The sequence below is a fragment of the Hymenobacter lapidiphilus genome (assembly GCF_013377885.1).
In the GTDB taxonomy this organism is placed as follows: domain Bacteria; phylum Bacteroidota; class Bacteroidia; order Cytophagales; family Hymenobacteraceae; genus Hymenobacter; species Hymenobacter lapidiphilus.
The window spans coordinates 61023-82264 of the sequence record NZ_JABKAU010000013.1 but is presented as its reverse complement, the minus strand read 5'-3'; the positions used below and the strand labels follow the sequence as shown (position 1 = coordinate 82264).

The 21242-nt window shown below is 62.2% G+C and carries 21 protein-coding genes; 16 read left to right on the top strand and 5 right to left on the bottom strand.

The window, feature by feature from the left end:
- Positions 1 to 57: 57 nt before the first annotated feature.
- Positions 58 to 852 (bottom strand): diaminopimelate epimerase, encoded by a 795-nt coding sequence (gene dapF / locus HW554_RS09155; protein WP_176908281.1) that lies wholly within the window; start codon positions 850 to 852, stop codon positions 58 to 60.
- A 208-nt stretch (positions 853 to 1060) separates the two neighbouring features.
- Here dapF and HW554_RS09150 point away from each other — a divergent pair, with 208 nt between their 5' ends.
- The 5 genes from HW554_RS09150 (at position 1061) to HW554_RS09130 (ending at position 6687) form a co-directional block, all read left to right on the top strand.
- Positions 1061 to 1945: a class I SAM-dependent methyltransferase gene (locus HW554_RS09150; protein ID WP_176908280.1), complete on the top strand. Its 885-nt coding sequence runs from the start codon at positions 1061 to 1063 to the stop codon at positions 1943 to 1945.
- Positions 1946 to 2105: 160 nt separating this feature from the next.
- Complete coding sequence (locus HW554_RS09145) at positions 2106 to 3041, top strand: Ppx/GppA phosphatase family protein (protein ID WP_176908279.1); 936 nt, start codon at positions 2106 to 2108, stop codon at positions 3039 to 3041.
- A 131-nt stretch (positions 3042 to 3172) separates the two neighbouring features.
- Positions 3173 to 4243 carry an Ldh family oxidoreductase gene (locus HW554_RS09140; protein WP_176908278.1) on the top strand — a complete coding sequence of 357 codons (1071 nt, stop codon included), beginning with the start codon at positions 3173 to 3175 and terminating at the stop codon, positions 4241 to 4243.
- A gap of 168 nt (positions 4244 to 4411) precedes the next feature.
- Positions 4412 to 4903 carry a hypothetical protein gene (locus HW554_RS09135; protein WP_176908277.1) on the top strand — a complete coding sequence of 164 codons (492 nt, stop codon included), beginning with the start codon at positions 4412 to 4414 and terminating at the stop codon, positions 4901 to 4903.
- Between the two features lie 233 nt (positions 4904 to 5136).
- Complete coding sequence (locus tag HW554_RS09130; protein ID WP_176908276.1) at positions 5137 to 6687, top strand: serine hydrolase; 1551 nt, start codon at positions 5137 to 5139, stop codon at positions 6685 to 6687.
- Positions 6688 to 6849: 162 nt separating this feature from the next.
- Here the strand turns inward: HW554_RS09130 and HW554_RS09125 are convergent, their stop codons facing one another.
- The gene (locus tag HW554_RS09125) at positions 6850 to 7896 is read right to left on the bottom strand and encodes an NAD(P)-dependent alcohol dehydrogenase (protein ID WP_176908275.1); all 1047 of its coding nucleotides are present in this window, start codon (positions 7894 to 7896) and stop codon (positions 6850 to 6852) included.
- A gap of 170 nt (positions 7897 to 8066) precedes the next feature.
- On the opposite strand from HW554_RS09125, the gene HW554_RS09120 reads away from it, so the two are divergent.
- Entirely contained in the window at positions 8067 to 8732 is a 666-nt protein-coding gene (locus HW554_RS09120) for a cytochrome b/b6 domain-containing protein (protein ID WP_176908274.1), read from the top strand.
- A gap of 95 nt (positions 8733 to 8827) precedes the next feature.
- On the opposite strand, the gene HW554_RS09115 is transcribed toward HW554_RS09120, so the two are convergent.
- Both HW554_RS09115 and HW554_RS09110 read right to left on the bottom strand, forming a co-directional pair.
- Positions 8828 to 9550, bottom strand: a complete 723-nt coding sequence (locus HW554_RS09115; protein WP_176908273.1) for a DUF1990 domain-containing protein — start codon at positions 9548 to 9550, stop codon at positions 8828 to 8830.
- A gap of 91 nt (positions 9551 to 9641) precedes the next feature.
- Positions 9642 to 10196 (bottom strand): DUF1990 family protein, encoded by a 555-nt coding sequence (locus HW554_RS09110; RefSeq protein WP_246285164.1) that lies wholly within the window; start codon positions 10194 to 10196, stop codon positions 9642 to 9644.
- 140 nt (positions 10197 to 10336) lie between these two features.
- On the opposite strand from HW554_RS09110, the gene nfi reads away from it, so the two are divergent.
- Both nfi and HW554_RS09100 read left to right on the top strand, forming a co-directional pair.
- Positions 10337 to 11023 (top strand): deoxyribonuclease V, encoded by a 687-nt coding sequence (gene nfi, locus HW554_RS09105; RefSeq protein ID WP_176908272.1) that lies wholly within the window; start codon positions 10337 to 10339, stop codon positions 11021 to 11023.
- 99 nt (positions 11024 to 11122) lie between these two features.
- The gene (locus HW554_RS09100; RefSeq protein WP_176908271.1) at positions 11123 to 11758 is read left to right on the top strand and encodes a RagB/SusD family nutrient uptake outer membrane protein; all 636 of its coding nucleotides are present in this window, start codon (positions 11123 to 11125) and stop codon (positions 11756 to 11758) included.
- A 99-nt stretch (positions 11759 to 11857) separates the two neighbouring features.
- Here the strand turns inward: HW554_RS09100 and HW554_RS09095 are convergent, their stop codons facing one another.
- The gene (locus HW554_RS09095) at positions 11858 to 12760 is read right to left on the bottom strand and encodes a glutamate--tRNA ligase family protein (protein WP_218134666.1); all 903 of its coding nucleotides are present in this window, start codon (positions 12758 to 12760) and stop codon (positions 11858 to 11860) included.
- A 251-nt stretch (positions 12761 to 13011) separates the two neighbouring features.
- On the opposite strand from HW554_RS09095, the gene HW554_RS09090 reads away from it, so the two are divergent.
- The 8 genes from HW554_RS09090 to HW554_RS09055 all read left to right on the top strand — a co-directional run bounded on the left by HW554_RS09090 (position 13012) and on the right by HW554_RS09055 (position 21110).
- Positions 13012 to 13722, top strand: a complete 711-nt coding sequence (locus HW554_RS09090; RefSeq protein WP_176908269.1) for a pirin family protein — start codon at positions 13012 to 13014, stop codon at positions 13720 to 13722.
- Between the two features lie 285 nt (positions 13723 to 14007).
- Complete coding sequence (locus HW554_RS09085) at positions 14008 to 14607, top strand: nitroreductase family protein (protein ID WP_176908268.1); 600 nt, start codon at positions 14008 to 14010, stop codon at positions 14605 to 14607.
- Positions 14608 to 14824: 217 nt separating this feature from the next.
- Positions 14825 to 17245: a S9 family peptidase gene (locus HW554_RS09080; protein WP_176908267.1), complete on the top strand. Its 2421-nt coding sequence runs from the start codon at positions 14825 to 14827 to the stop codon at positions 17243 to 17245.
- A 68-nt stretch (positions 17246 to 17313) separates the two neighbouring features.
- Positions 17314 to 18234 (top strand): NAD(P)-dependent oxidoreductase, encoded by a 921-nt coding sequence (locus tag HW554_RS09075; RefSeq protein WP_317170859.1) that lies wholly within the window; start codon positions 17314 to 17316, stop codon positions 18232 to 18234.
- Positions 18235 to 18484: 250 nt separating this feature from the next.
- A complete protein-coding gene (locus tag HW554_RS09070; protein ID WP_176908265.1) occupies positions 18485 to 19000 on the top strand; it encodes an LVIVD repeat-containing protein in 516 nt (171 codons plus the stop codon).
- A 12-nt stretch (positions 19001 to 19012) separates the two neighbouring features.
- On the top strand, positions 19013 to 19774 hold the full coding sequence (locus tag HW554_RS09065) for an LVIVD repeat-containing protein (protein ID WP_176908264.1): 762 nt from the start codon (positions 19013 to 19015) through the stop codon (positions 19772 to 19774).
- Positions 19771 to 20466 carry a hypothetical protein gene (locus HW554_RS09060; RefSeq protein ID WP_176908263.1) on the top strand — a complete coding sequence of 232 codons (696 nt, stop codon included), beginning with the start codon at positions 19771 to 19773 and terminating at the stop codon, positions 20464 to 20466. The genes HW554_RS09065 and HW554_RS09060 overlap by 4 nt, the downstream gene beginning before the upstream one ends.
- A gap of 80 nt (positions 20467 to 20546) precedes the next feature.
- A complete protein-coding gene (locus HW554_RS09055) occupies positions 20547 to 21110 on the top strand; it encodes a hypothetical protein (RefSeq protein WP_176908262.1) in 564 nt (187 codons plus the stop codon).
- Positions 21111 to 21242: the final 132 nt, after the last annotated feature.

The window sequence follows — 21242 nt, the reverse complement described above, 5'->3', positions numbered from 1 at the left end:
AGCTTTAACGGCGGGCGGGGGCAAGCCCCGCCCCTACATCGACCTCCGCTGCTCAGGCTATATAGTGCCTTCGAACACGAAGGTGGCGGGGCCGCTGAGGTAGATGTTGGTGAACGAGCCATCAGGTTGGGTTTCGAAGGCTACGCTCAGCTCGCCGCCGGGCGTGCGCAGTTGTACGGGGCTGGCCGCGCCGTGCCGCGAGGCGGCCAGCGCCACGGCCGTCACGCCGGTGCCACAGCTTAGCGTTTCGTCTTCTACGCCGCGCTCGTAGGTGCGCACCGGCCAGGGCTGATCGGGTGTGGCGGGCACTTCCACGAAGTTTACGTTGGTGCCTTTTTCGCGGAATAAGTCGCCGTTGCGCAAGGTGCGGCCTTCGGTTACCACGTCCAGCCCGTTCAGGCTGCCGGCCGGCTGGAAGCGTACGAGGTGGGGCGAGCCGGTGTCGAGAAACACGCCATAGTCGTCGATTTCCTGCTGGCCGCGCACGTCCTGCATGCGCAGGTGTACGGTGCCGTCGGCCGCCACGCGGGCCTCATGGGGGCCGTCGATGGCCAGGAAACGGGTTTCAGACTCAATGACACCCAGCTGCCGGGCGAAGGCTACTGTGCAGCGGCCACCGTTGCCGCACATCGAGCCCAGATGGCCGTCGGCGTTGAAATACACCATCTCGAAATCGTACTCCGGGTGCTCGCGCAGCAGAATCAGCCCGTCGGCCCCGATTCCACGGCGCCGGTCGCAGAGGTGGCGCACGCGCTGGTGGTCGGCGGCGTCGAACTGGTTGGCGCGGTCATCGACCATTACGAAGTCGTTGCCTGTGCCTTGGTACTTACAGAAGTGCAGCGTGGTGCTCATGGGGCAAAGATACGGCGGCGGGGCGGGTGAGCGAAAAAGAACGTCATTCTGAACATGTGGCGCACAGAGCCAGTGTCGGAGCGTAGTCGAAGATTCTCTACCGGTTCGGAGGGCTACTACTACAACGAAGCGGTAGAGATTCTTCGACAAGATCAGAATGACCTTCTCTCCCTGTTCACTATCCACGGTTCTTTACCTTTGCCCCAGCATGTATACTTTCCTTACCACGAGCCCCTGGGCCGATTACGAGCTGCTCGATGCGGGCAACTTCGAGAAGCTGGAGCGTTTCGGCCAGCACATTCTGGCCCGCCCCGAGCCGCAGGCTATCTGGGACCCGCACCTGCCGGCCTCGGAATGGCAGCGCGCCAATGCCATTTTCACCCGCGAAAAAGGCAGCCAGGAGCGCGGCCAGTGGAAAATAAAGCCTGGTACGCCCGAGCAATGGCACATCAACTACGAGCGACCCGACGGCCTGAAGCTGCGCTTTCGGCTGGGCATGTCGTCGTTTAAGCACGTGGGGCTGTTTCCGGAGCAGGACCCCAACTGGCAGTTCATCTATAACGAAACGCGGCGCCGCAAGGCGGCCCAGCCGCGCGTGCTCAACCTGTTTGCCTACACCGGCGCGGCCACCCTGGCCGCCCGCGCCGCCGGCGCCGACGTAACGCACCTCGATTCGGTGAAGCAGGTCAACTTCTGGGCCCGCGACAACATGGAGGCCTCGGGCATTGACGGGGTGCGCTGGCTGGTGGAAGATGCCATGAAGTACGTAAAGCGTGAGGTGAAGCGCGGCAGCAAGTACCAGGGCCTCATCCTCGACCCGCCCGCCTACGGCCGCGGTCCCAACGGCGAGAAGTGGCAGCTCGAAGACGAGCTCAACGAGATGCTCAAGCTCTGCCAGCAGTTGCTCGACCCCGAAGACCACTTCTTCCTCGTCAACCTCTATTCGCTCGGTTTCTCGGCCCTGATTCTGGACAACTTGGTCAGCGAAATCTTCCCCACCATGCGCGACAAACGCGAAATCGGGGAAATTTACCTCCACGATGCCGGAGCCCGCAAGCTCCCGCTGGGCACCTTCTGCCGGTTTACCACCTGATTGGTTTTTGGCACGTAATCGGGTCGATGTAGGGGCGGGGCTTGTCCCCACCCGCCATGCGTGACTTTTCAAAGTTAGTCGTTCGGTAAAGTGAACGGCGGGCGGGGACAAGCCCCGCCCCTACACCGTCCATTAAGCATCCTAAAAACACAGTCCAGCCATGAGCCACCGCCGCCTTGCCCTGATTGACATGGGCACCAACACGTTTCATCTGCTGATTGTGGAGCTGGCCGATGACGGCCGGACGGCGCCGCGCCCGTTGTTGCGCACCAAGGTAGGCGTGCGGCTGGGCGAAGGCGGCATCAGCGCGGGCCGCATTGCCGAGCCGGCCTACGAGCGGGCGTTGCACGCGCTGCTGGGCTTCCGCGAGGAAATCGAGTTGCACCAGGTAACCGACGTGCGGGCTACGGCCACCAGCGCCATGCGCGTGACCGAAAACGGCCCCGAGCTGGTCAAGGATATCTTCGAGCAGACGGGTATTCAGGTGGAGGTGATTGGCGGCGACCGGGAGGCAGAGCTGATTTGCGGTGGCGTGCGGCAAGCCGTGCCGCTGGGGTCCGAGCGCCACCTCATTATGGATATCGGCGGCGGCTCGGTGGAGTTCATCCTGGCCAACGACACCACTATTTTTTGGAAGCAAAGCTTTGAAATCGGGGCTCAGCGCCTGCTCGACCGATTTTTTCCGGAGCCCAGCGGCATTATGCCCGCCGAAGCCATTGCCGCCGAGCAGCAGTATCTGGCCGAGGCGCTGGCCCCGCTAACGGCCGCTCTGGCCGAGTTCCCGCCGGTGAGCCTGATTGGTGCTTCGGGCAGTTTTGACAGTCTGGCCGACATGCAGCTGGGCCAGCTACGCGCCGAGGCCGAGCTGCCGCCGAGCACCGAATTAACCCTCAGCAGCTTCCGTCACAGCTACAACCAGCTCCTCAGCCTCAACCACGCCCAGCGCCAAGCCCTGCCCGGCATCCTGCCCATGCGCGCCGATATGCTGGTGGTGGCCTCGGTGCTGATTGACTACGTGCTCAACTTAACCGGCCTGACCCGCATCCGCACCTCGGCTTACGCTCTGAAGGAAGGCCTACTGGCCGAAATGTTATAACCTCTGGACGACGTAGGGGCGGGGCTTGCCCCCGCCCGCCATTCGCGCCATTGAACAGAATTGTTGAAACGGTGCAAACGGCGGGCGGGGGCAAGCCCCGCCCCTACATCGTTCTTTCATCCTCCCTACCCATGACCACCACTACCTTCCCCTACCAGCAGCTTTTCGCCTTTGCTGAATCTGTATTCCGGGCCATAGGCTGTCCAGAGGAGGACGCCACGTTGGCCACCGAAACGCTGCTGTCGGCTGATTTGCGGGGGGTGGATTCGCACGGCGTGGCCCGGCTGATCGGCTACGTGCGCCTCTGGGAAGCCGGCCGCATCAACGCCACGCCCCGGGTGGGCGTCACGTATGAAACGCCCAGCACGGCCGTGGTGGATGGCGACGGGGGCCTGGGGCTGGTGGTGGGGCCGCGGGCCATGCGCGTGGCCATGGAGAAGGCCCGGCAGGTGGGCACCGGTTGGGTTTCGGTGAAGAATTCCAACCACTTCGGCATTGCCGGCTACCACGCCATGCTGCCGCTGGCCCACGACATGATTGGCGTGGCCATGACCAACGCCTCGCCCCTGGTGGCGCCCACCCATTCGCTGGAGCGGCTGCTGGGCACCAACCCCATTGCCGTGGCCGTGCCCGCCGACCAGCAGCCCGATTTCGTGCTCGATATGGCCACCACCACCGCCGCCAACGGCAAGCTCGAAATTGCCCAGCGCAAGCAGCAGCCCATCCCCGAAGGCTGGGCCCAGGACGCGGCCGGTGCGGGCTCGACCGACCCCAACGCCGTGAAAAACGGCGGTGCGCTGCTGCCATTGGGTGGGGCCACCGGCTCGCACAAGGGCTACGGGCTGGGCGCGGTGGTCGATATTTTCTCGGCCGTGCTGAGCGGGGCCAATTACGGGCCTTGGGTGCCGCCGTTCGTGGCCTTTCTGCAGCCGGCCGCCAACCCCGTGGGACAGGGTCTGGGCCACTTTTTCGGGGCCATGCGGGTCGATGCCTTCCGGCCCGCCGCCGAGTTCAAGGCCGATATGGACAACTGGATTACCACCTTCCGGGCCGCCCGCGCCACGCCCGGCCAGCGCGTGCTCATCCCCGGCGACCCGGAGCGCGAAACCGCCGCCATACGCCTGCTGGACGGTATTCCGTTGCTGGACCCGGTGTTGCGCGACCTGGAAAGCCTGGGCCAGAAGTTCGGCGTGCGGTTGTAGAGACGCAATAGTTGGAGTCTCGTCGTTGAACGGCAGCACAGAACGGTCGGCAAGCGTAGTTCAGCGAAGCTAACGACGAGACTCCAACCATTGCGTCTCTACATCGTTCAGCAGGCAACAGCTGCTTTTTCCGTAGCTTCTGGGCTGATTCTTGTTTTGCCCGCTTTCATGAAACGCTTTCTTCCACTGTTGTTATTGCCGTTATTGGGAGCCGCCCCCGCTACGCCTCCCGCGCCCCCGGCAGCACCCATCCGCCACCTCACGCTGCGCATCGACGGCAAAAATGTACCCGCTGATACACTTAGTTCGCGCTTTTTCCTCAGCGAAGACCGGGCGTTGCGCCTCAACATTGTGCGGGCCGATGACCCCGACGGCCAGGGCCTCAATATCATCATCGACCGGTTTCCCATCAAAGTCGACACCTACAAGTTCCAGGAAATTCTGAGTGGCCGCAACCGCGACGCCTCCTACCGCTACGGGGCTATATCGGCCTACTCCAAATCGTGCTCCGACAACCCCGGCCAGGTAGTGATTACGGGTGTCAATGCCGAGCGACACTGGCTACGCGGCACCTTCCGCTGCCAGGTGTGCGAAGTGGGCCGAGGCGCCCGGCGCTTCACGTTGGAGGGCGAGTTTGAGTTTCCGGTGGAGAAAGAGTAGCTGGGGTTAAGATAGAACGACGTAGGGGCGGGGCTTGTCCCCGCCCGCCATTCGTGCCGCTTCAACGATAAACGTTCGGACGGCGGGCGGGGGCAAGCCCCGCTCCTACGTCGTTCTATCTTAACCCCAGCATCAGACGTTACTTTTACAACGAAGCGGTAGAGAAGCTTCGGCTTCGCGGACGCCAGATGAAGCATGACGTTCTTTCAGACCTAAATCCCACCAGCCCCTCAATGCCTACCCCTACTTTCCTCCGACTGACTGCCGCTGCCCTGCTGCTGGGCGCGGCTACCGCAACCCAAGCGCAGACAACGCCGCCGACAACGCCCAACCGCTTCCTCACCGACAGCCTCGACAGCTACGTGCGGCGCGGGATGCGCCAGTGGAACATTCCGGGGCTGGCCGTGGTGGTGGTAAAGGACGGGCAGACAGTGGTGCAGAAGGGCTACGGCGTGCGCGAAGTGGGCAAACCGGCTCTCGTAGACGACCAGACGCTGTTTATGATTGCCTCCAACACCAAGCTGTTTACCGGCACGGCGCTGGCCAAGCTAGATGGCGAAAAGAAGATCAGCCTCGATGACCGCGTAACCAAGTACCTGCCCAATTTCCGGCTCTACGATTCCACCAGTACCCAACTCGTAACGGTGCGCGACCTGCTGAGCCACCACCTGGGCTTCAAGACGTTTCAGGGCGACTTCAGCTTCTTCAAATCCAACCTGGAGCGGGCCGACATTGTGCGCCGGATGCGCCTGATGCAGCCCACCCGCGAGTTCCGCAAGGATTACGGCTACTGCAACTCGGGCTTCGTGGCGGCCGGCGAGGTGATTCCGGCCGTTACCGGTACGAGCTGGGAGGACTACGTGCGCCAGAATCTGCTCCAGCCGCTGGGCATGAAAAGCACGTTCGTTTCGTCGCTGGAGTTTGCCAAGCAGCCCAACATTGCCACGGCCTACTCCAACACCTTCGGGCCGCTGGCCAGGGTGCAGTTTGACAATTGGGACAATATGGGCCCCTGCGCCAGCATGGCTTCCAACGTGAGCGACCTGAGCCATTGGCTGCGTTTCCAGCTTGATAGTGGCCGTTACGAGGGCCGGCAGGTGCTGCCCTGGGCGGCGCTACGCAAAACCCGCGACGCCAACACCATCATCAGCAGCCGCAAGTCGCCGCTGTTTCCAACCCATTTCGTGACCTACGCGCTGGGCGTCGAGTCGGCCGACTACAACGGCCGGCAGGTGTACTGGCACACGGGCGGCGCGTCGGGGCAGGTGAGCAACGTGTGCTTCGTACCCGAGGCGGGCCTCGGCCTGGCCGTGCTCACCAACAACGACAACCAGAGCTTCTTTGAGGCGTTGCGCTACCAGCTACTCGACGCCTACCTGGGCGTGCCCTACATTGATAGAAGCGCCCAACTGCTGGCCCGCCGCCGCGCCGGCGAATTAGCCGCCGGTCCCGACCCCACGCTGGCCCTGGCTGCCCGCGTGGCCAAAAAAGCCAAGGCTCCGCTGCCGCTCAAAGCCTACGTGGGTGAGTTCGACAACGCGCTGTTCGGCCGCATCCAAGTCACTCAGAAAGGCAAGCAGCTGCTCGTGACGCTGCCCACCCACCCCGGCCTCACCGCCACCCTCGACTACATGGACGGCCAGGAATTCCGCGCCACCTACTCCGACCTCGTGTTCGGCGTACTGCCGGCCAAGTTTGTGGTAGAAAACGGCCGCGTAAAATCTTTAGAGATGCGCGCTAACGACTACGTGGAAGCCGATTCGTACGTGTTCGGGAAGTTGTAAGGACTTAGAAGGCAGAGAAACACGAAACCGCCTGTCATCCTGAGCAAAGCGAAGGACCTTATCATGCCCGATTAACCGTAACAACGGCTCGTTCTGGCGTAATAAGGTCCTTCGCTTTGCTCAGGATGACAGGCGGTTTCGTAGGCCCATCAACCAATTACGTTATCCTTTCAGGCTCTCCATGTCAATTACGAAGCGGTACTTCACGTCGGACTTCATCATGCGCTCATAGGCCTCGTTGATGTAGTCGATGTTGATAACCTCCACGTCGCTCATGACATTGTGCTCGGCGCAGAAGTCCAGCATTTCCTGAGTTTCCTGGATGCCACCGATGAGCGAGCCGGCAATACGGCGGCGCTTGCTGATGAGATTGAACGCGTGAAGCTGGGCCGGCTCGGGCGGTACGCCGAGCAGCACCATGGTGCCGTCGAGGCGCAGGCTGGCCACGTAGGGCATCAGGTCGATGGGGGCCGATACGGTATTGATAATCAGATCGAAGTAGTTGCTGATGTCTTTCATCGCGCCTTCGTTCTTGGTTACCACAAACTTGTGGGCGCCGAGGGCTTTGGCGTCGGCCTCCTTATCGGGCGAGGTGCTGAGCACCGTTACTTCGCAGCCCATAGCGGCGGCGAATTTCACGGCCATGTGGCCCAAACCGCCGAGGCCGATTACGGCTACCCGGTCGCCCTTTTTGGCGTTCCACTGGCGCAGCGGCGACCAAGTGGTGATGCCAGCACAGAGCAGCGGCGCCACGCGCGACAAATCAAGCTTATCGGACACGCGCAGCACGAATTTCTCGGTCACCACGATGTTGTTCGAGTAGCCGCCCTGGGTGATGGAGCCGTCCTTGTCCTTGGCGCTGTAGGTGCCCACGAAGCCGTTGTCGCAGTACTGCTCTAGGCCCTCGTTGCACTCGGCGCAGTGCTGGCACGAATCCACCATGCAGCCGACGCCGGCCAGGTCGCCTACTTTAAAGTGCTTTACATGGGCACCGACTTCGGTTACACGGCCTACGATTTCGTGGCCGGGCACCATGGGGAACATCGAACTGCCCCACTCGTTGCGGGCCTGATGAATATCGGAGTGGCAGACGCCGCAGAACAGAATGTCCATGCGTACATCGTGGGGGCCCACGTCGCGGCGCTCGAAGCTGAAGGGAGCGAGGGGTTCGTTGGCGGCGGGGGCGGCGTAGCCTTGGGCTGAGGTCATATCAAAAGGAATAAGCAGCCGGGACAGTGGGCCCCGGGCGTAGGGTGTATAACCACAGCCAGCTGTTAATTGTTATGCGGCGGCAGGTTTGGGAAGCCTGCGCCCAAAAATATGCCGGCCCTGACGTACCTTCCCCGATCAAATAGTTACTTCCTTCTTCTGCGCACATTATGGCCTCTGTTCAGTCTGCTTCTACTACTTCAACCACCAATGCCGGCCCCAGGCATAACTCGCTGGGTCTGCGCATCTGGCATTGGTCCAACTCGGGCCTGGTGCTGTTTCAGCTGATGACGATTCTGTTTATGTTCGTCATTGTGAAGGTGAAGACGCTGGCACCCGAGTTCAGCCAGGTGCTGGCCGAGAAAGGCGTAAACCTGCCGGCCACGGAGTTGCGCGGCCTCACCCGCATTATATCCCACCGCATCTGGGACTGGCACATCTGGGTGGGCATTGCCATTTCCTGCCTGCTGGCGTTCCGGGTGGTTGTGAGCTTCCGGCAGCGCGGCAGCCAGCGCACGGCGGCCAAACTGGCGGCCATCAGGGCCCGCGAGGCACGGGGCGAGGCCGGGGCCACCAAGGCGCGCTGGGTACGCTACAGCTACCGCGCGTTCTACATTATTCTAGCCGTGATGGTGGTTACGGGCCTGGCACTGGTGTTCGAAGATTACCTGGAACCCATTAAAGAGGTATCCGAAACCATTCACGAGTACACCATGTACGCCGTTATTGCCTTCGTGGCAGCCCATATCGTGGGCGTTTTCCGGTCTGAGGTAACCGATGAGCCCGGCGTAGTATCGGCCATGATAAACGGCGGCGAGCCAGCAGAGAACATTTAGTGTGAACAGGTAGGGTGCGGGGCTTGTCCCGGCCCGCCGCCAGACCAGCCGTTCAGTCTATTGTTCTGACGGCGGGCGGGGACAAGCCCCGCACCCTACCCATTCTTGTCCAACTGCTCCTGCGCCTCGTTGTTGGCTGAAATCGGTTTGATTACCGGCCCGGCCGCGTCCGGCGCGTTCCAGCCTTCCTGCAGCATCTGCTCCACCTGCGCCTTCAGCCGCTGCAGCGACTGGCGGGAGAAGCGCACCTGCAACGGCCGTCCAAACAGCCGGAAGCCCAGCCAGTAGAAGGGGTTGCGGATGCGGCCGGTTTGCGACACGGCATGGATGTGGCACCATACGCGGCCGGTACGCAGGTTTTTGTGCACCATGAACTCAATCTGCCCCCGCTCGAAATGGCCTTCGAGGGTGCGGTAGTTGTAGCCCCACACCTGCTCCTGGCTTTCGTCTGGCAGCAGCCGCACTTCGTCGGTTACCCCTCCGATGCGCACACCAAACCAAAACGAGAAGCCCAGAAACCGGGCCTGCAGCACCATCACGCGCTGCTCCAGGGGCTGGTCGGGCAGAAAAATACCACTGATGAGGCCGGGCGGAGGAAACGAGTAGCGGCGCAGCACTTCGCGGGCAGCAGCCCAGGAGCCATGCGATGCCGGTGGGCCGGGCGCTTCGGCTGGCAGCTCGGTTTCGTAGTCGTCCACGCGCCAGCCCGTGGCGACAGTGTAATCAGCCAGCCGCTCGGGGTCGAAATTATAGCCCGTATCGGTGTAAGCAGCCAGGCGGGCCTGCTGGCGGGCAGTAAGGGCAGTGCGAGTGGTCATGGCTGTAATGTAAGGAGTGTGGATGAACGTGAGAAACGTGCAAAACGGGTCATGCTTCGACTACGCTCAGCATGACCCGTTTTGCACGCACTCAGTCCACTTGTCCCTCCCCCTCTTTAATCGTTTCCACCTGCACCGGCCCCAGCAAAAGACCACCGCTGAAATCGGCTACCCGCTGGCAGAAAACTTCCCAGGTTTGTTGCTGTACGCGTTTGCCCAGGCCCAGCGTGTCGTAGGCGAAGGCTACCAGCCCGTCGCGCGAGCGGGCCCAGGAGTGGATTTCGAAGCGCACCGTATCGGGCAGCGTGGCGTGGGGCCGCAGCGAGAAGCGGATGCGGCCGGCTTCGGGGTGGTTTTCCAGCGTAGCCAGTTCAAAAAAATCCGCGCCCACCTCGGTTACGCGCACCTCACCATTCCAGGGGCCCAGAATTTTAATGCGGTACTCGTCGCCCACCGCTAGGCAATCTTCCGTGCCTCTCGACTTCTCGAAGTCGGCCAGCAAATCGGAGGAGAAATCGGGCAGATGGCACTCGATATGGCGGAGCAGTGCGTCGGCCGGCTGGCGTGGGTGCTGCACGTCTACCCAGTAGCGCCGCTCGAAATGCGGGCCACTGCCGGTGCTGGCGGGTTGTTCGGGCTTAGGCATGGCAATCAGAAGGCTGTTTTTCCATTGCATAAACGGACTACGCCGGAGCAGGTTATCGGGCCGTTGCTCAACCGCGGCTGCGCACACAACCCCGCACCCGCCCCGGCAGTACACCCGGTTCACCCCGACTCCTTCCTTGCATGGCCTACTTCCGCCCTCCCGGCCCCGCCCCCGACCCACAACTGGTGCGCGAATTCACCCAATTACAGGACCAGTTGCGCAACCAGGTCCGCCTGGAGCCGCCTACTGGGGAGCTGCGCTACATTGCCGGCTGCGACTCCTCGTTTCCGACGCCCGACACGGTGCTGTCGGTGTTCGTGGTGCTGGAGCTGCCGTCGTTGGGATTCATTGAAAAAGTGTACCACGTCGGGCCCGTGCCGCTGCCCTACATTCCTGGGCTGCTCTCGTTCCGCGAAGCGCCCAACCTGCTGCAAGCCTACGAAAAGCTGCGCCGCCAGCCCGATATCATCATGGTCGACGGCCACGGCATTGCCCACCCGCGCCGCATGGGTATTGCGGCCCACCTGGGCGTAGAGCTCGATGTACCCACATTTGGGGTAGCCAAGCAGCGACTCACCGGCGTTTATGAAGAGCCAGCCCTCACCAAAGGCAGCATCACGCCGCTCACCGACAAAAACGGCGAGCTACTGGGCCAGGTCATCCGTAGCAAAGACAAGGTGAAGCCGCTGTTCGTGAGCCCCGGCCACCGCTGCGACCAGGCCACTGCCACCCGCCTCACGCTGGCCTGCCTGCGCGGCTATAAGCTGCCCGAGCCCACCCGCCTCGCCGACCATTGGGCCGAAGAGTTCAAGAAGGAACTGAGGTAAGTCGCCTCTTATAGATTTCTTGATTAATCAGCCACCAATCCTTCCCGGAAAAGGGCTAGCAGCGGAGTTGCGCACGCCCTGAATTCTTCTATTGCGGCGGTGTTCACCTCGGAGCAGAACGGCGTAGAAAGCATTTTATCGTCTCCGTTCACGGCCCAGGACCAGCCAGGCACGCAGAATCAGTTGGCTTTCTATTACTTGCCCCCCACCCAGGGCGGCAACGGCGAGTACAACCTCAATACGGCCGGGGTTATTGCCAACACGCGTTTCAAAGCCACCGATGCCCGCCTGACGAGCTTCACCACCTGGGTAGGCACTACCACCTACCTCACCAAGTATCGCAACGGCGGCACCTCGGCCGCTCCTTACACCGATAATGCCCCGGTTATCCGCTACTCGGAAGTATTGCTGAATCTGGCAGAAGCGCTGGCCCGCACCGAAGGACTTACGAGTGCTCGGGCCTTGGAGCTGCTGAACGCCGTACACACGCGCGCCGGCTCCGATGCGTACACGGCCGCAACTTTTACAGGTACTTTCTCATTGGTTGATGCCATTCTGCTGGAGCGCCGGCTGGAATTCCTTGGCGAAGGTCTGCGCAACAACGACATTATGCGCCTGTTGCAGCCCATTCCGGCCAAAAGCGTGGTACCGGCCGTGCTGCCATCGGCCATGGCCTACATCTGGCCCATCCCCAGTTCGGAACTGGGCAGCAACCTACTCATGACCCGCAACTAAGCGCTTAGTCTCATAAGCTGTTTCGCAGTTACGGTTGCCGTAAGAAAAAGGCCTTTCCAATCGGGAAAGGCCTTTTTCTTTGTAAGAACGGCTGGTATCCTAAAGCGAATTCTGCTCTGGTAGAGCCGCCCGCAGTGTTGCCAACGACTCGCCTGCCCCGACCGGCAGCCCCAGCAGTGTAGCTACGGCGCGGTATACCACCTGGGGCGCCGCACCTTCAGCCAGAATACCGCGCTGCTGGCTGGTTTGGGTTGATTTGGAGAGCTTCTGACCGGCAGCGTCGAGTAGCAGGTTGTGGTGCAGAAATTGGGTGCGCGTGAAGCCCGCCTGACCCGGCAATACTTCGGCCAGCCACAGTTGGGCCGCCGTGCTGGCACGCAAATCCTGGCCGCGCACGATGAAGTTTACACCCAGCCGCTGGTCGTCCAGCACCGAAGCCACCTGGTAAGCTGCCATGCCATCCTTTTTGCGCACCACGAAATCACCCAACTCCTCGGCCAGCGCCACTAGTTGCGGGCCCTGCGCCAGATCAGGCCATATTATGGCGGTGGTGGGCGGCACGCGGGCCCGCCAGGCAAGGCCCGACGCCTCGAAAGGCAGCCCCAGCGTTTGGCAGGTGCCGGAGTAATGGCCCCCGGGCGCGGCAGCGCGCGCCAGTTCAGTGCGCGAGCAGCGGCAGGCGTAGAACAGGGTCGGGTGGGCGGTGCGGGCAGCCTGCAACGCCGCTTCGTACTCGGCCAGGCGCTGCTGCTGCGAGTAGTAGCGCTCGAACTCGGCGGGGCCGCTGGGGCCTTGGTCGTAGTCGAGGCCCAGCCATTCCAAGGTTCGAAAGATGTTATCGAGGTAAGCAGGCCGGAACCGGGCGCGGTCCAGATCGTCGATGCGCAGGTGCAGCGTGCCGCCGGCCCGGCGCGTGAGCAGCCACGTGAGGGTGAAGTTGACCGCGTTGCCCAGGTGCAGAAACCCGCTGGGCGTGGGTGCAAGCCGCGAAACAACGGGCACAGACGGAAACTGAAGCATCGGGCAGAGAAAACGGCTCGGGCAAAGTACGCAAACCGGCTGCCTTGTTCACAATGAGTAGTGCATGTTGACGATAGCAGCCGAGGCCCCGCGGCGTAGCTTCCCCGCTGTACGATACAGGAGCTTTGATGATTGGCGAGTTGTAGCCGGCAGTGCGTGGGTCAGGAAAACTATTTAGGAATAATAGATGTATGTACATATATTTACATCAATAACCTTCTGAATTCTGTCTTATGAAAACCGTTCTGCATCCGGCCGACTCGCGGGGCCACGCCAACCATGGCTGGCTCAACTCCTACCACAGCTTCAGCTTTGGTGGCTACCACAACCCTCAACGAATGAATTTCGGGGCTTTGCGCGTACTAAACGATGACACTGTGGCTGGCGGTATGGGCTTCGGCACCCACCCCCACGACAACATGGAAATCATCAGCATCCCGCTCGGTGGTACGCTGGAGCACCGCGACAATGCCGGCAGCCATGGCATTATCCGGAGCGGCGACGTGCAGATGATGAGTGCCGGCACGGGCATTGCCCACAGCGAGAAAAACCACAGCCACTCCGAGGAAGTGAAATTCCTCCAAATCTGGGTTATTCCGAACCAGCGCAATGTAGCGCCCCGCTACGACCAGCAAAGCTTTCGGACGGAGGACCGCCACAACCAGTTTCAGCAGGTAGTTTCGCCCTCACCCGACGATTCGGGCATCTGGATTCAGCAAGATGCCTGGTTTCACCTAGCTGATTTTGACGCGGCCTACGCGGCCGACTATCAGCTGAAAAAGGCGGGCAACGGCCTGTACGTATTTGTGCTCGAAGGTACCGTCACCGTCGGCGGCCACCCCCTGCAACGCCGCGACGGGTTGGGGTTGTGGGAAACCGAATCGGTGTCCATCAGGGCCGACTCGGCCGCTCAGTTGCTGCTGCTGGAGGTGCCGATGCAGTAAGCGACGATACGCGCTACCAGCAATTTCGCAAACAGCTTACCCGTTGCGTTATAGAGCAGCAACAGCTGGAATATCGTTGTTGAGAGACGGTGCTGCATAAGCGGCATCAGCCACGACAATACTTCAGCTCCTTCGTTTCTACGCTGCCGTATATTCTTCGTAAAACCGCTTAAATAACTGTTATTGCGCTGTTTTTCCTGGAATCCTTTAGTTGGTACCAGGAAGCGAAGAAGTCTGCACCAGGACTTCAGCAACGAAATCAAGCATATCGTTTTTTACAAATCCATGAGCAACCAAACTGCTGCAAGCCGGTTGGCCGCCACCAGCGCCCCCGTTCTCGATGTTATCCGGCAGCGCTGGAGCCCCCGCGCCTTTGCCAACCGGCCCGTGCCCGAGCAGGCTGTCCAGCAGCTGTTCGAAGCAGCCGCCTGGGCGCCCAGCGCCATGAACGAGCAGCCCTGGCGCTACATTTATGCCCACCGCGCCGATGAGACAGCCTTCCGGCAGCTGTTCGACTGCCTGGTACCTGGCAACCAAGCCTGGGCCCGCCAAGCGCCGGTGCTTATGTTGGCTCTCACCAAAACTGCCTTCTCAAATGGGCAAGCCAATGCCGCTGCCCTCCACGATTTGGGCATGGCCAACAGCCACCTAATTCTGGAGGCCACGGCCCTGGGCCTGCATGGCCACTTTATGGGCGGTTTCGAGGCCGATAAAGCCAGGGCAGCGTTTGGCCTGCCCGATGATCTGCAGCCGGTAGTAATGCTGGCCCTGGGCTACCTGGGCCAGGCCGAACAGCTGGAGGAGCCCTTCCTGAGCCGTGAGCAGGCGCCACGGCAGCGGCGCCCGGTTACCGCATTTGCCTTTCAGGGCCAGTTGCCCAACTGATGGCCCGCCCATTTCGCAGACCAACGAAATAGCAGATAAATCCTACTTGTTATCTTACCCCTGAAAGCTCCGTCATCCTGACGGGGCTTTTTGGTTTTAGCAAATGCGTATTCATCCTTCTATAATAACATGATTGATAGCTATTTATTAGATGCGTTAGCAAATCTGGTGAAATGTGCCGTTTTTTGCAGTTGTATCCTGGTGAGTGGCATTTTCGATGAGAGTACATATTTTAACGCTGGCGCTGAGCGCCCTGACGGTAGGCCATAGTTCGGCCCAGACACTGCCTTATCAGCTGCCGCCGCGCCCCCTTGTTGCGCTGGCCGATGCGCCACCCATGCCCCGGGCCAGCTTCTCGCCCAATGGCCAGTGGCTGCTGCAGCTCGATATGCAGGAGCGCCCCACAGTGTTCGACCAAAGCCAGCCGGAACTACGCCTTGCCGGACTACGCATCAACACCACCGTTACCGGCCGCAGCCGCATGGCCCATGTGCGGGCCTTGCGGCTGCGGCAGCTGCCCAAAGGCCTGGAGCTACTGGTGCAGGGGCTACCGGCCAACGCCCGCATTAGCAACCTGCAATGGTCGCCCGACAACACTAAAATAGCCTTCACCCACAGCACCCGCGACCACCTGGAGCTCTGGGTAGTTGATGTAGTTTCGGCCTCGGCGCGGCTGGTACCCAACATTTTCCTGAACGGATCATTGGGGATTCCTTATGAGTGGGTTTCCGACAGCAAAACCCTGGTAGTACGGGCCGTAGTAGGCGGACGGGGAGCCGCCCCGATAGCGGCGCCCGCTGAGGCAGGACGCCGCTACGAATACCCCGTTAAAACCCCGCTCGAAGAGCAGATGTTGGGATATTATGTCCTCAGCCAGGTAGTGCGGGTGGGCCTCGATGGGCGCATGGCTCCGCTGGGCCAGCCGGGCCTGATTGCCCAGGCCTCGCCCTCGCCCGATGGGCGCTTTGTGCTGGTGCGCAGCTACCGGCGCCCCTACCCCACCACCTTGTCGCTCGACCGTTTTCCGCAGCGGGTGCAGGTGCTGGCCATGGACGGGCTGCTGGATAAGCAGCTGGCCGATTTGCCCGCCGTCGAGTCGCTGCCCGAGGGCCTGGGGGCCGTACCAACCGGCCCGCGTGAGTTCGCCTGGCGCGAAGATGTTCCGAATACACTGTTCTGGGTAGAAGCCCGCGACGGCGGCAACCCCGCCCAGGCCGCACCGATCCGCGACCAGCTCCTGACGTTGGCAGCTCCCTTCGAAGAGCCGGCCCGCGAGCTGGTTGCGCTTCCGGCACGCTTCCAGCGCATATACTGGGGCAGCGAGCAGCTGGTGCTGGTAGAAGGCACCCGCCTGAAGGACCGCAGACAGTTTGTCTGGCCCCTGGATATATTGACCAAAACCCTGCAGAAACCACTGCTGGAATACCCGGAGCGGAATGCCTATGCCCACCCGGGCACCCCGGTGCTGCACCCTAACGCGCAGGGCCGCCCCGTGCTGCTCACCGACCGCAGTGGTACAGGCATATACCTTTTCGGGACCGGGGCATCGTCTGAAGGCGACCGGCCTTTTATAGATGAGTTGAGCGTGCGCACCCGCGCCAGCCAGCGCTGGTGGCGCTCCGAAGCGCCTTACTACGAGCAGCCCGTTCTCATTCTCGACCCGGTGAAGCGAAGTTTCATCACGAAGCGCGAATCGGATCAGCAGCCCCCCAACTACCACCTGCGTACCGGCCCAAAGCTGGTAGCCATCACCCAATTTGCCGACCCCTACGCGGGCCTGGGCAGCCTGCCGCGCGTGCAGCCGCTGCGCTACCAGCGGCCCGATGGGCGGGCGGTTACGGCGACGCTGTATCTACCGGCCGGCTACCAAGCCGCCGATGGGCCGTTGCCAACGCTTATGGAAGTAGGCACTACCATGTTCTACGACAGTACCGGCATCAGTCAGATGCGTGGCTCTCAGCATGCGTTTGCCCGCTACAACTGGGGCTCGCCCCTATACTGGACCGCCCAGGGATACGCCGTGTTGCAGGGCGTGCCCTTGCCGGCACCATCGGCCAGCAACGCCGCCACTCCGGCTGCCTATGCCCAGAAAATTATGCAGGCAGCCAGCTCAGCGCTGGCGGAGGGTCGCCGAATGGGTTTCATTGATACTGCCCGGGTAGTCGTGCTGGGGCAGGGTCCGGGGGCCTCTCTCGCTACCAGCCTGTTGGCCGAATCGCGCCTGTTTAAGGCTGGTATTGCGCTGCCCGGCCTGCACAACCAGTCGGCGCAAGTAAGGCTACTTGGCGAGGAGCAAAAGGGCGTACCAACCGAATTCAGACTGGATTACGCAAGTGTCCCGCTGGCTCCTTTTGGCCTGCCCGACACCCTGCGCCGGCCGCTACTGGTAATGCCCGCCGGTTTCGACGGCTTACCGGCGGGCCTCGCCACTCGCACCGAAGAGCTGTATGCTGAGTTGCAGCGACTGGGGGGCACAAGCGTGAACTACGCTACGTTACCCGGCGAAACCCATGGCTATACGGCCCGCGAATCGTTGATGCAGCTGCTGGCGCAGATGAATACCTGGCTCGACACCTACATCAAGCCTACTGCCGCCGCCTCGCAACCCGCCACCCCACTCCCCACCTCGTCAAACTAGAGTCCACCACCCTGGTCGGTGCAACCCCGCAGCTGTTACGGGTAGTATAGGAGCCTATGCTTCTGTTTGTGTATTCTGATTATTCGGCTGCCGCCCGCGCCGAGCTTACCCAAGGGCTCCCCGTCGGTTTCGACATTCATTTCGCCACCGACCGGCACAGTGCCCAGCCGCCGGCCGCGCTGCAAACTGCCGGGCTGCTGCTGGGCAACCCACCCGCCGCCTGGCTCACGCCGCTGCCGCCCCAACTCCGGTTCTGGCAGATAGATTCGGCTGGTATTGACCAGTACCAGCAGCTACGGCCCGGCTTTGCGGTGGCCAACATGGGTGACCTGTTTGCCTGGCCCTGCGCCGAAACCATGGTGGCCGGGCTGCTGGCGCTGTTGCGCGGCCTGCCCCAACTGGCCGTATGGCAAACCCGCCGACATTGGGAAGGCAGCGCGTTTCGGCAGCGGCTGGGGCTACTGCGGGGCCGGCGGGTGCTGGTACTGGGCCGCGGCAGCATTGGGCTGGCAGTGGCCGAGCAGCTTGGCGGCTTTGGGTGCACGGTGCAGTTTCTGGCCCGCACCGACCCGCAAGCCCAGCTGCATACGCAAGCCGAAGTGCTGGCTGCCCTGCCCACCACCGACATTGTGGTAAACTGCCTGCCGGGCAGCGCCATCGGCTACGTATCGGCTGATTTTCTGGCGGCCCTGCCCCCACATGCTCTCTATGCCAGCGTGGGCCGAGGCTCGACCACCGATGAGCCTGCCCTGCTGGCGGCGCTGCAGGCCGGCCGCCTGGCCGGGGCCGTGCTCGACGTAACGGCCCAGGAGCCCCTACCGTCCGATAACCCGCTCTGGGGTCTGCCGCAGGTACTGCTCACGCAGCACAGCGGCGGCGGCTACCCAGAGGAAGAGACCGACCGCATCAAGGTGTTTCTGCGCAACCTGAGCCATTGGCAGCGGGGCGAACCGTTGGAAAACGAAGTAACGCTGCGTCGCGGCTACTAGAAGATCTTCCCTCTAATACATGCCGTTCTGTATAAGAAGCTGTTCGGAAAGTCAATCAGAACGTCATGCTGAGCCTGCCGAAGCATCTCTACCGCTTCATTGGATTGCGTCTGCAACGAAGCGGTAGAGATGCTTCGGCAGGCTCAGCATGACGTTCTGATTGACTCTTGGCAGTAATTCAGCGGCCTATGCTTGCAACCTTTTCGCTCTTGGCTGCACTCCTGCGCATACCACTTCACGCCAAGAAGCTATGCGTCAACGCTACTCCTTATTGCTGGGCATCAGCCTGCTGATGGGCCTGACGGCCTGCCCCATGGTAAATCCCGGCGAGCCGATTGTGCTGCCCAGTTACCGCCCCCAGCTGATGGCCCGCAGCCAGCTGGAGCAGGCCGTGGCCGTACTGCCGCCCCGTGAGCTGCACAACACCGGCAAAATCTACCTTCGCGACCTCTATCTGCTCATTAACGAGCGGTACGAGGGGGTACACATCATCGACAACCAGGACCCGACCAAGCCCCGGCCGGTGGCCTTTCTGCGCATTCCGGGCAATGTGGATGTGGCCATGCAGGGCTCTTTGCTTTACGCCGACAGCGGTTCCGACCTGCTGACGTTTGACATGCGCGACATGCAGCAGCCAAACCTGGTGCACCGGCTGCGGGAGGCGGTGCCGGAGCTGCCCATGCCCGAAACCGGCACCGTGCCCGAGCAATACCAAGCAGCCAACCGTCCCGCCGATGCCGTGGTAATCGGCTGGCAGAAACTCTAATTCCCGGGTCCGATGAAACACGTTTCCTATTCTTTCGGGCTGGCCGCCGGGCTGCTGAGCCTGCTGCTTTCGGCCTGCACTGCCAGCAACGACGCCAGCCCCAACCTGGCCTCCGACAACGGAAAGGGCGGCTCGCTGGCCCGCTTCACGGTGCTCAACAACACGCTCTTCGTGGTGGATAACCAGAGTCTCCGCCTGTTCAGCCTTGCCAACCCGGCGGCTCCGGCCCGCGGGCAGGTGGTGCCGCTGGGGCTGGGTATCGAAACGATTTACCCGAGGGCCCCTTACCTGTTTCTGGGCACCCAGCGCGGCATGTTCATCTTCGATGCCAGCGTGCCCGCGCAGCCCAAACAGGTGGCCTATTACGAGCACGTGGCCAGCTGCGACCCCGTGGTGGTAGATGAGCGCTATGCTTACGTAACGCTGCGCGACGGCCGTAGCTGCGGCGGCGGGGCCAACCAGCTGCAGGTAGTAGACCTGACCAATCTGGCTGCCCCGCGCCTGGCTAATATCTACCCCATGACGCACCCCATGGGCCTGGGCATTGATAGCACGCTGTTATTCGTGTGCGACAGAAACGAGCTCAAGGTGTTCGATACCAGCAACACGCCCATGCTGTCGGCCCCCAAGGTTTTCCCGGTTAATGTGTCCGATGTGATTCCGCACCGCGGGCTGCTGCTGGCCATTGGTCCCGATGGGCTGTACCAATACCGCTACCGCAACGGCCAGCTTACGCCCCTGAGCAAGCTGGCCGTCAGCCCGACCAGCAAATGAAACGACTGCTCGGGATGGGGCTGCTGAGCCTGGGGCTGCTGGCGCAGGCGCGGGGCCAATCGGGTACGGCTCAGCAGCCGGGCCTACCGATTTCCGATGCCCCCCGGCGCACCTGGGGGCTGTCCGTCGATTGGGTGCCGCTGCTGGCCAGCGGCTACCACTTCAGCTTGGAAAGAAGCCTGGACAGATCCGGCGGCCGGCAGACGGTGGTGCTCACGCCGCAACTTTACCGGGGGCCAGTCGGCGAGCTGACTTCGGACCGACACCAGGGGAATACCGACCGGGTGCGGGGCTTTGGGCTGGCGGCGCAACACCGCTTCTACCTTGGTGCCCACCCTACCCCACTGGCGGGCATCTACCTGGCCTACGGATTGGCTTACCAGCATTTCCGCCTAGATTTTCAGTCCCCGAGCTGGCAACCGGAGCTGGCTGCGGATGGCCTTTACTACTACCAGTACGGCCTCCGCAACCAAACCGAAACCGTTGACCGGTACGGGGCCACGCTGGTGCTCGGCCACCAACTGGAAGCGCCCGGCTCCCCCTTCTTCCTGGATGTTTTTCTGGGCCTGGGGCTGCGGCAGGCCACTTCCCGAACCACCACGCCAAGCCCGCAGTTTGCCACTACGAGCAGCGACTACGGCCACGCGGGCGCTTACCTGCCGGTGGGCTTTCGGCTGGGACTGCACCTGTAGCCAGCGGCCGGGCACAACCCTTGCGCTGGCTCCGGAGTAGGAAGAACGGGCCTCTTCCACTCTCTGCCTGACTTCTGCTTATGGAAACCGTTCGCACGTTTACCGCCGACTCCGAGCCGGCCCTTTGGGCGCAGGTAGCGGCCGATATGGCCCGCCAGCCCGATTTGTTCGATTACCGCGCCGACCTCTGCCAGCCACCCTATCGCGTGCGGCTGGAGCTGGACATAGATTTGGGCGGCGGCTTCGAGGGCGGCTACGAGCTGACCACTCTTCGGGCCGTGGTACCCGGCCAGTCGGCCCTGCGCTTCGCCCTGCACGAGCAGGACTGGGTACACGAAATCGGCAAGCTGCTGGGCCTGGAGGACGTGGAGCTGGGCTATGCCGAGCTGGACCAGACGTTCATTATCACCACCAACGACGCCAACACCCTGCGCCGGCTGCTGGCCGACCCGGCCGTGCACCAGACGCTGCTGCGCCACCCGGCGGCCCGTTTCACGCTGGCCCCCGACTCGGATGCGGCGGATGCGCCGCTGCTGCTCAGCTTCCACCTGGAGCGGGCCGTAATAGAGCCGGAACAGCTACGGGAGCTGTACGGGCTGTTGCTACGCATGCTCCAGCAGCTGGCCCCACAAACTTCGGTCTAGCTAGCTCAGGTTGCAGGGTAGGATACAGGAACGGTGTAGGGGCGGGGCTTGCCCCCGCCCGCCGCTAGAACGAAGCACTTTTGTATCTCTGGTTGCCTTTTTTTCGTGCCGTTCAACGGCGGGCGGGGGCAA

What these genes read in the sequence shown, in the direction of transcription:
- HW554_RS09120 (WP_176908274.1), top strand. Translation starts at nt 8,067, where the DNA reads ATGGCCTCTGTTCAGTCTGCTTCTACTACTTCAACCACCAATGCCGGC.
- HW554_RS09080 (WP_176908267.1), top strand. Translation starts at nt 14,825, where the DNA reads ATGAGAGTACATATTTTAACGCTGGCGCTGAGCGCCCTGACGGTAGGC.
- HW554_RS09070 (WP_176908265.1), top strand. Translation starts at nt 18,485, where the DNA reads ATGCGTCAACGCTACTCCTTATTGCTGGGCATCAGCCTGCTGATGGGC.
- nfi (WP_176908272.1), top strand. Translation starts at nt 10,337, where the DNA reads ATGGCCTACTTCCGCCCTCCCGGCCCCGCCCCCGACCCACAACTGGTG.
- HW554_RS09110 (WP_246285164.1), bottom strand. Translation starts at nt 10,196, where the DNA reads ATGCCTAAGCCCGAACAACCCGCCAGCACCGGCAGTGGCCCGCATTTC.
- HW554_RS09150 (WP_176908280.1), top strand. Translation starts at nt 1,061, where the DNA reads ATGTATACTTTCCTTACCACGAGCCCCTGGGCCGATTACGAGCTGCTC.
- HW554_RS09085 (WP_176908268.1), top strand. Translation starts at nt 14,008, where the DNA reads ATGAGCAACCAAACTGCTGCAAGCCGGTTGGCCGCCACCAGCGCCCCC.
- HW554_RS09115 (WP_176908273.1), bottom strand. Translation starts at nt 9,550, where the DNA reads ATGACCACTCGCACTGCCCTTACTGCCCGCCAGCAGGCCCGCCTGGCT.
- HW554_RS09135 (WP_176908277.1), top strand. Translation starts at nt 4,412, where the DNA reads ATGAAACGCTTTCTTCCACTGTTGTTATTGCCGTTATTGGGAGCCGCC.
- HW554_RS09125 (WP_176908275.1), bottom strand. Translation starts at nt 7,896, where the DNA reads ATGACCTCAGCCCAAGGCTACGCCGCCCCCGCCGCCAACGAACCCCTC.
- HW554_RS09090 (WP_176908269.1), top strand. Translation starts at nt 13,012, where the DNA reads ATGAAAACCGTTCTGCATCCGGCCGACTCGCGGGGCCACGCCAACCAT.
- HW554_RS09065 (WP_176908264.1), top strand. Translation starts at nt 19,013, where the DNA reads ATGAAACACGTTTCCTATTCTTTCGGGCTGGCCGCCGGGCTGCTGAGC.
- HW554_RS09145 (WP_176908279.1), top strand. Translation starts at nt 2,106, where the DNA reads ATGAGCCACCGCCGCCTTGCCCTGATTGACATGGGCACCAACACGTTT.
- dapF (WP_176908281.1), bottom strand. Translation starts at nt 852, where the DNA reads ATGAGCACCACGCTGCACTTCTGTAAGTACCAAGGCACAGGCAACGAC.
- HW554_RS09055 (WP_176908262.1), top strand. Translation starts at nt 20,547, where the DNA reads ATGGAAACCGTTCGCACGTTTACCGCCGACTCCGAGCCGGCCCTTTGG.
- HW554_RS09130 (WP_176908276.1), top strand. Translation starts at nt 5,137, where the DNA reads ATGCCTACCCCTACTTTCCTCCGACTGACTGCCGCTGCCCTGCTGCTG.
- HW554_RS09060 (WP_176908263.1), top strand. Translation starts at nt 19,771, where the DNA reads ATGAAACGACTGCTCGGGATGGGGCTGCTGAGCCTGGGGCTGCTGGCG.
- HW554_RS09140 (WP_176908278.1), top strand. Translation starts at nt 3,173, where the DNA reads ATGACCACCACTACCTTCCCCTACCAGCAGCTTTTCGCCTTTGCTGAA.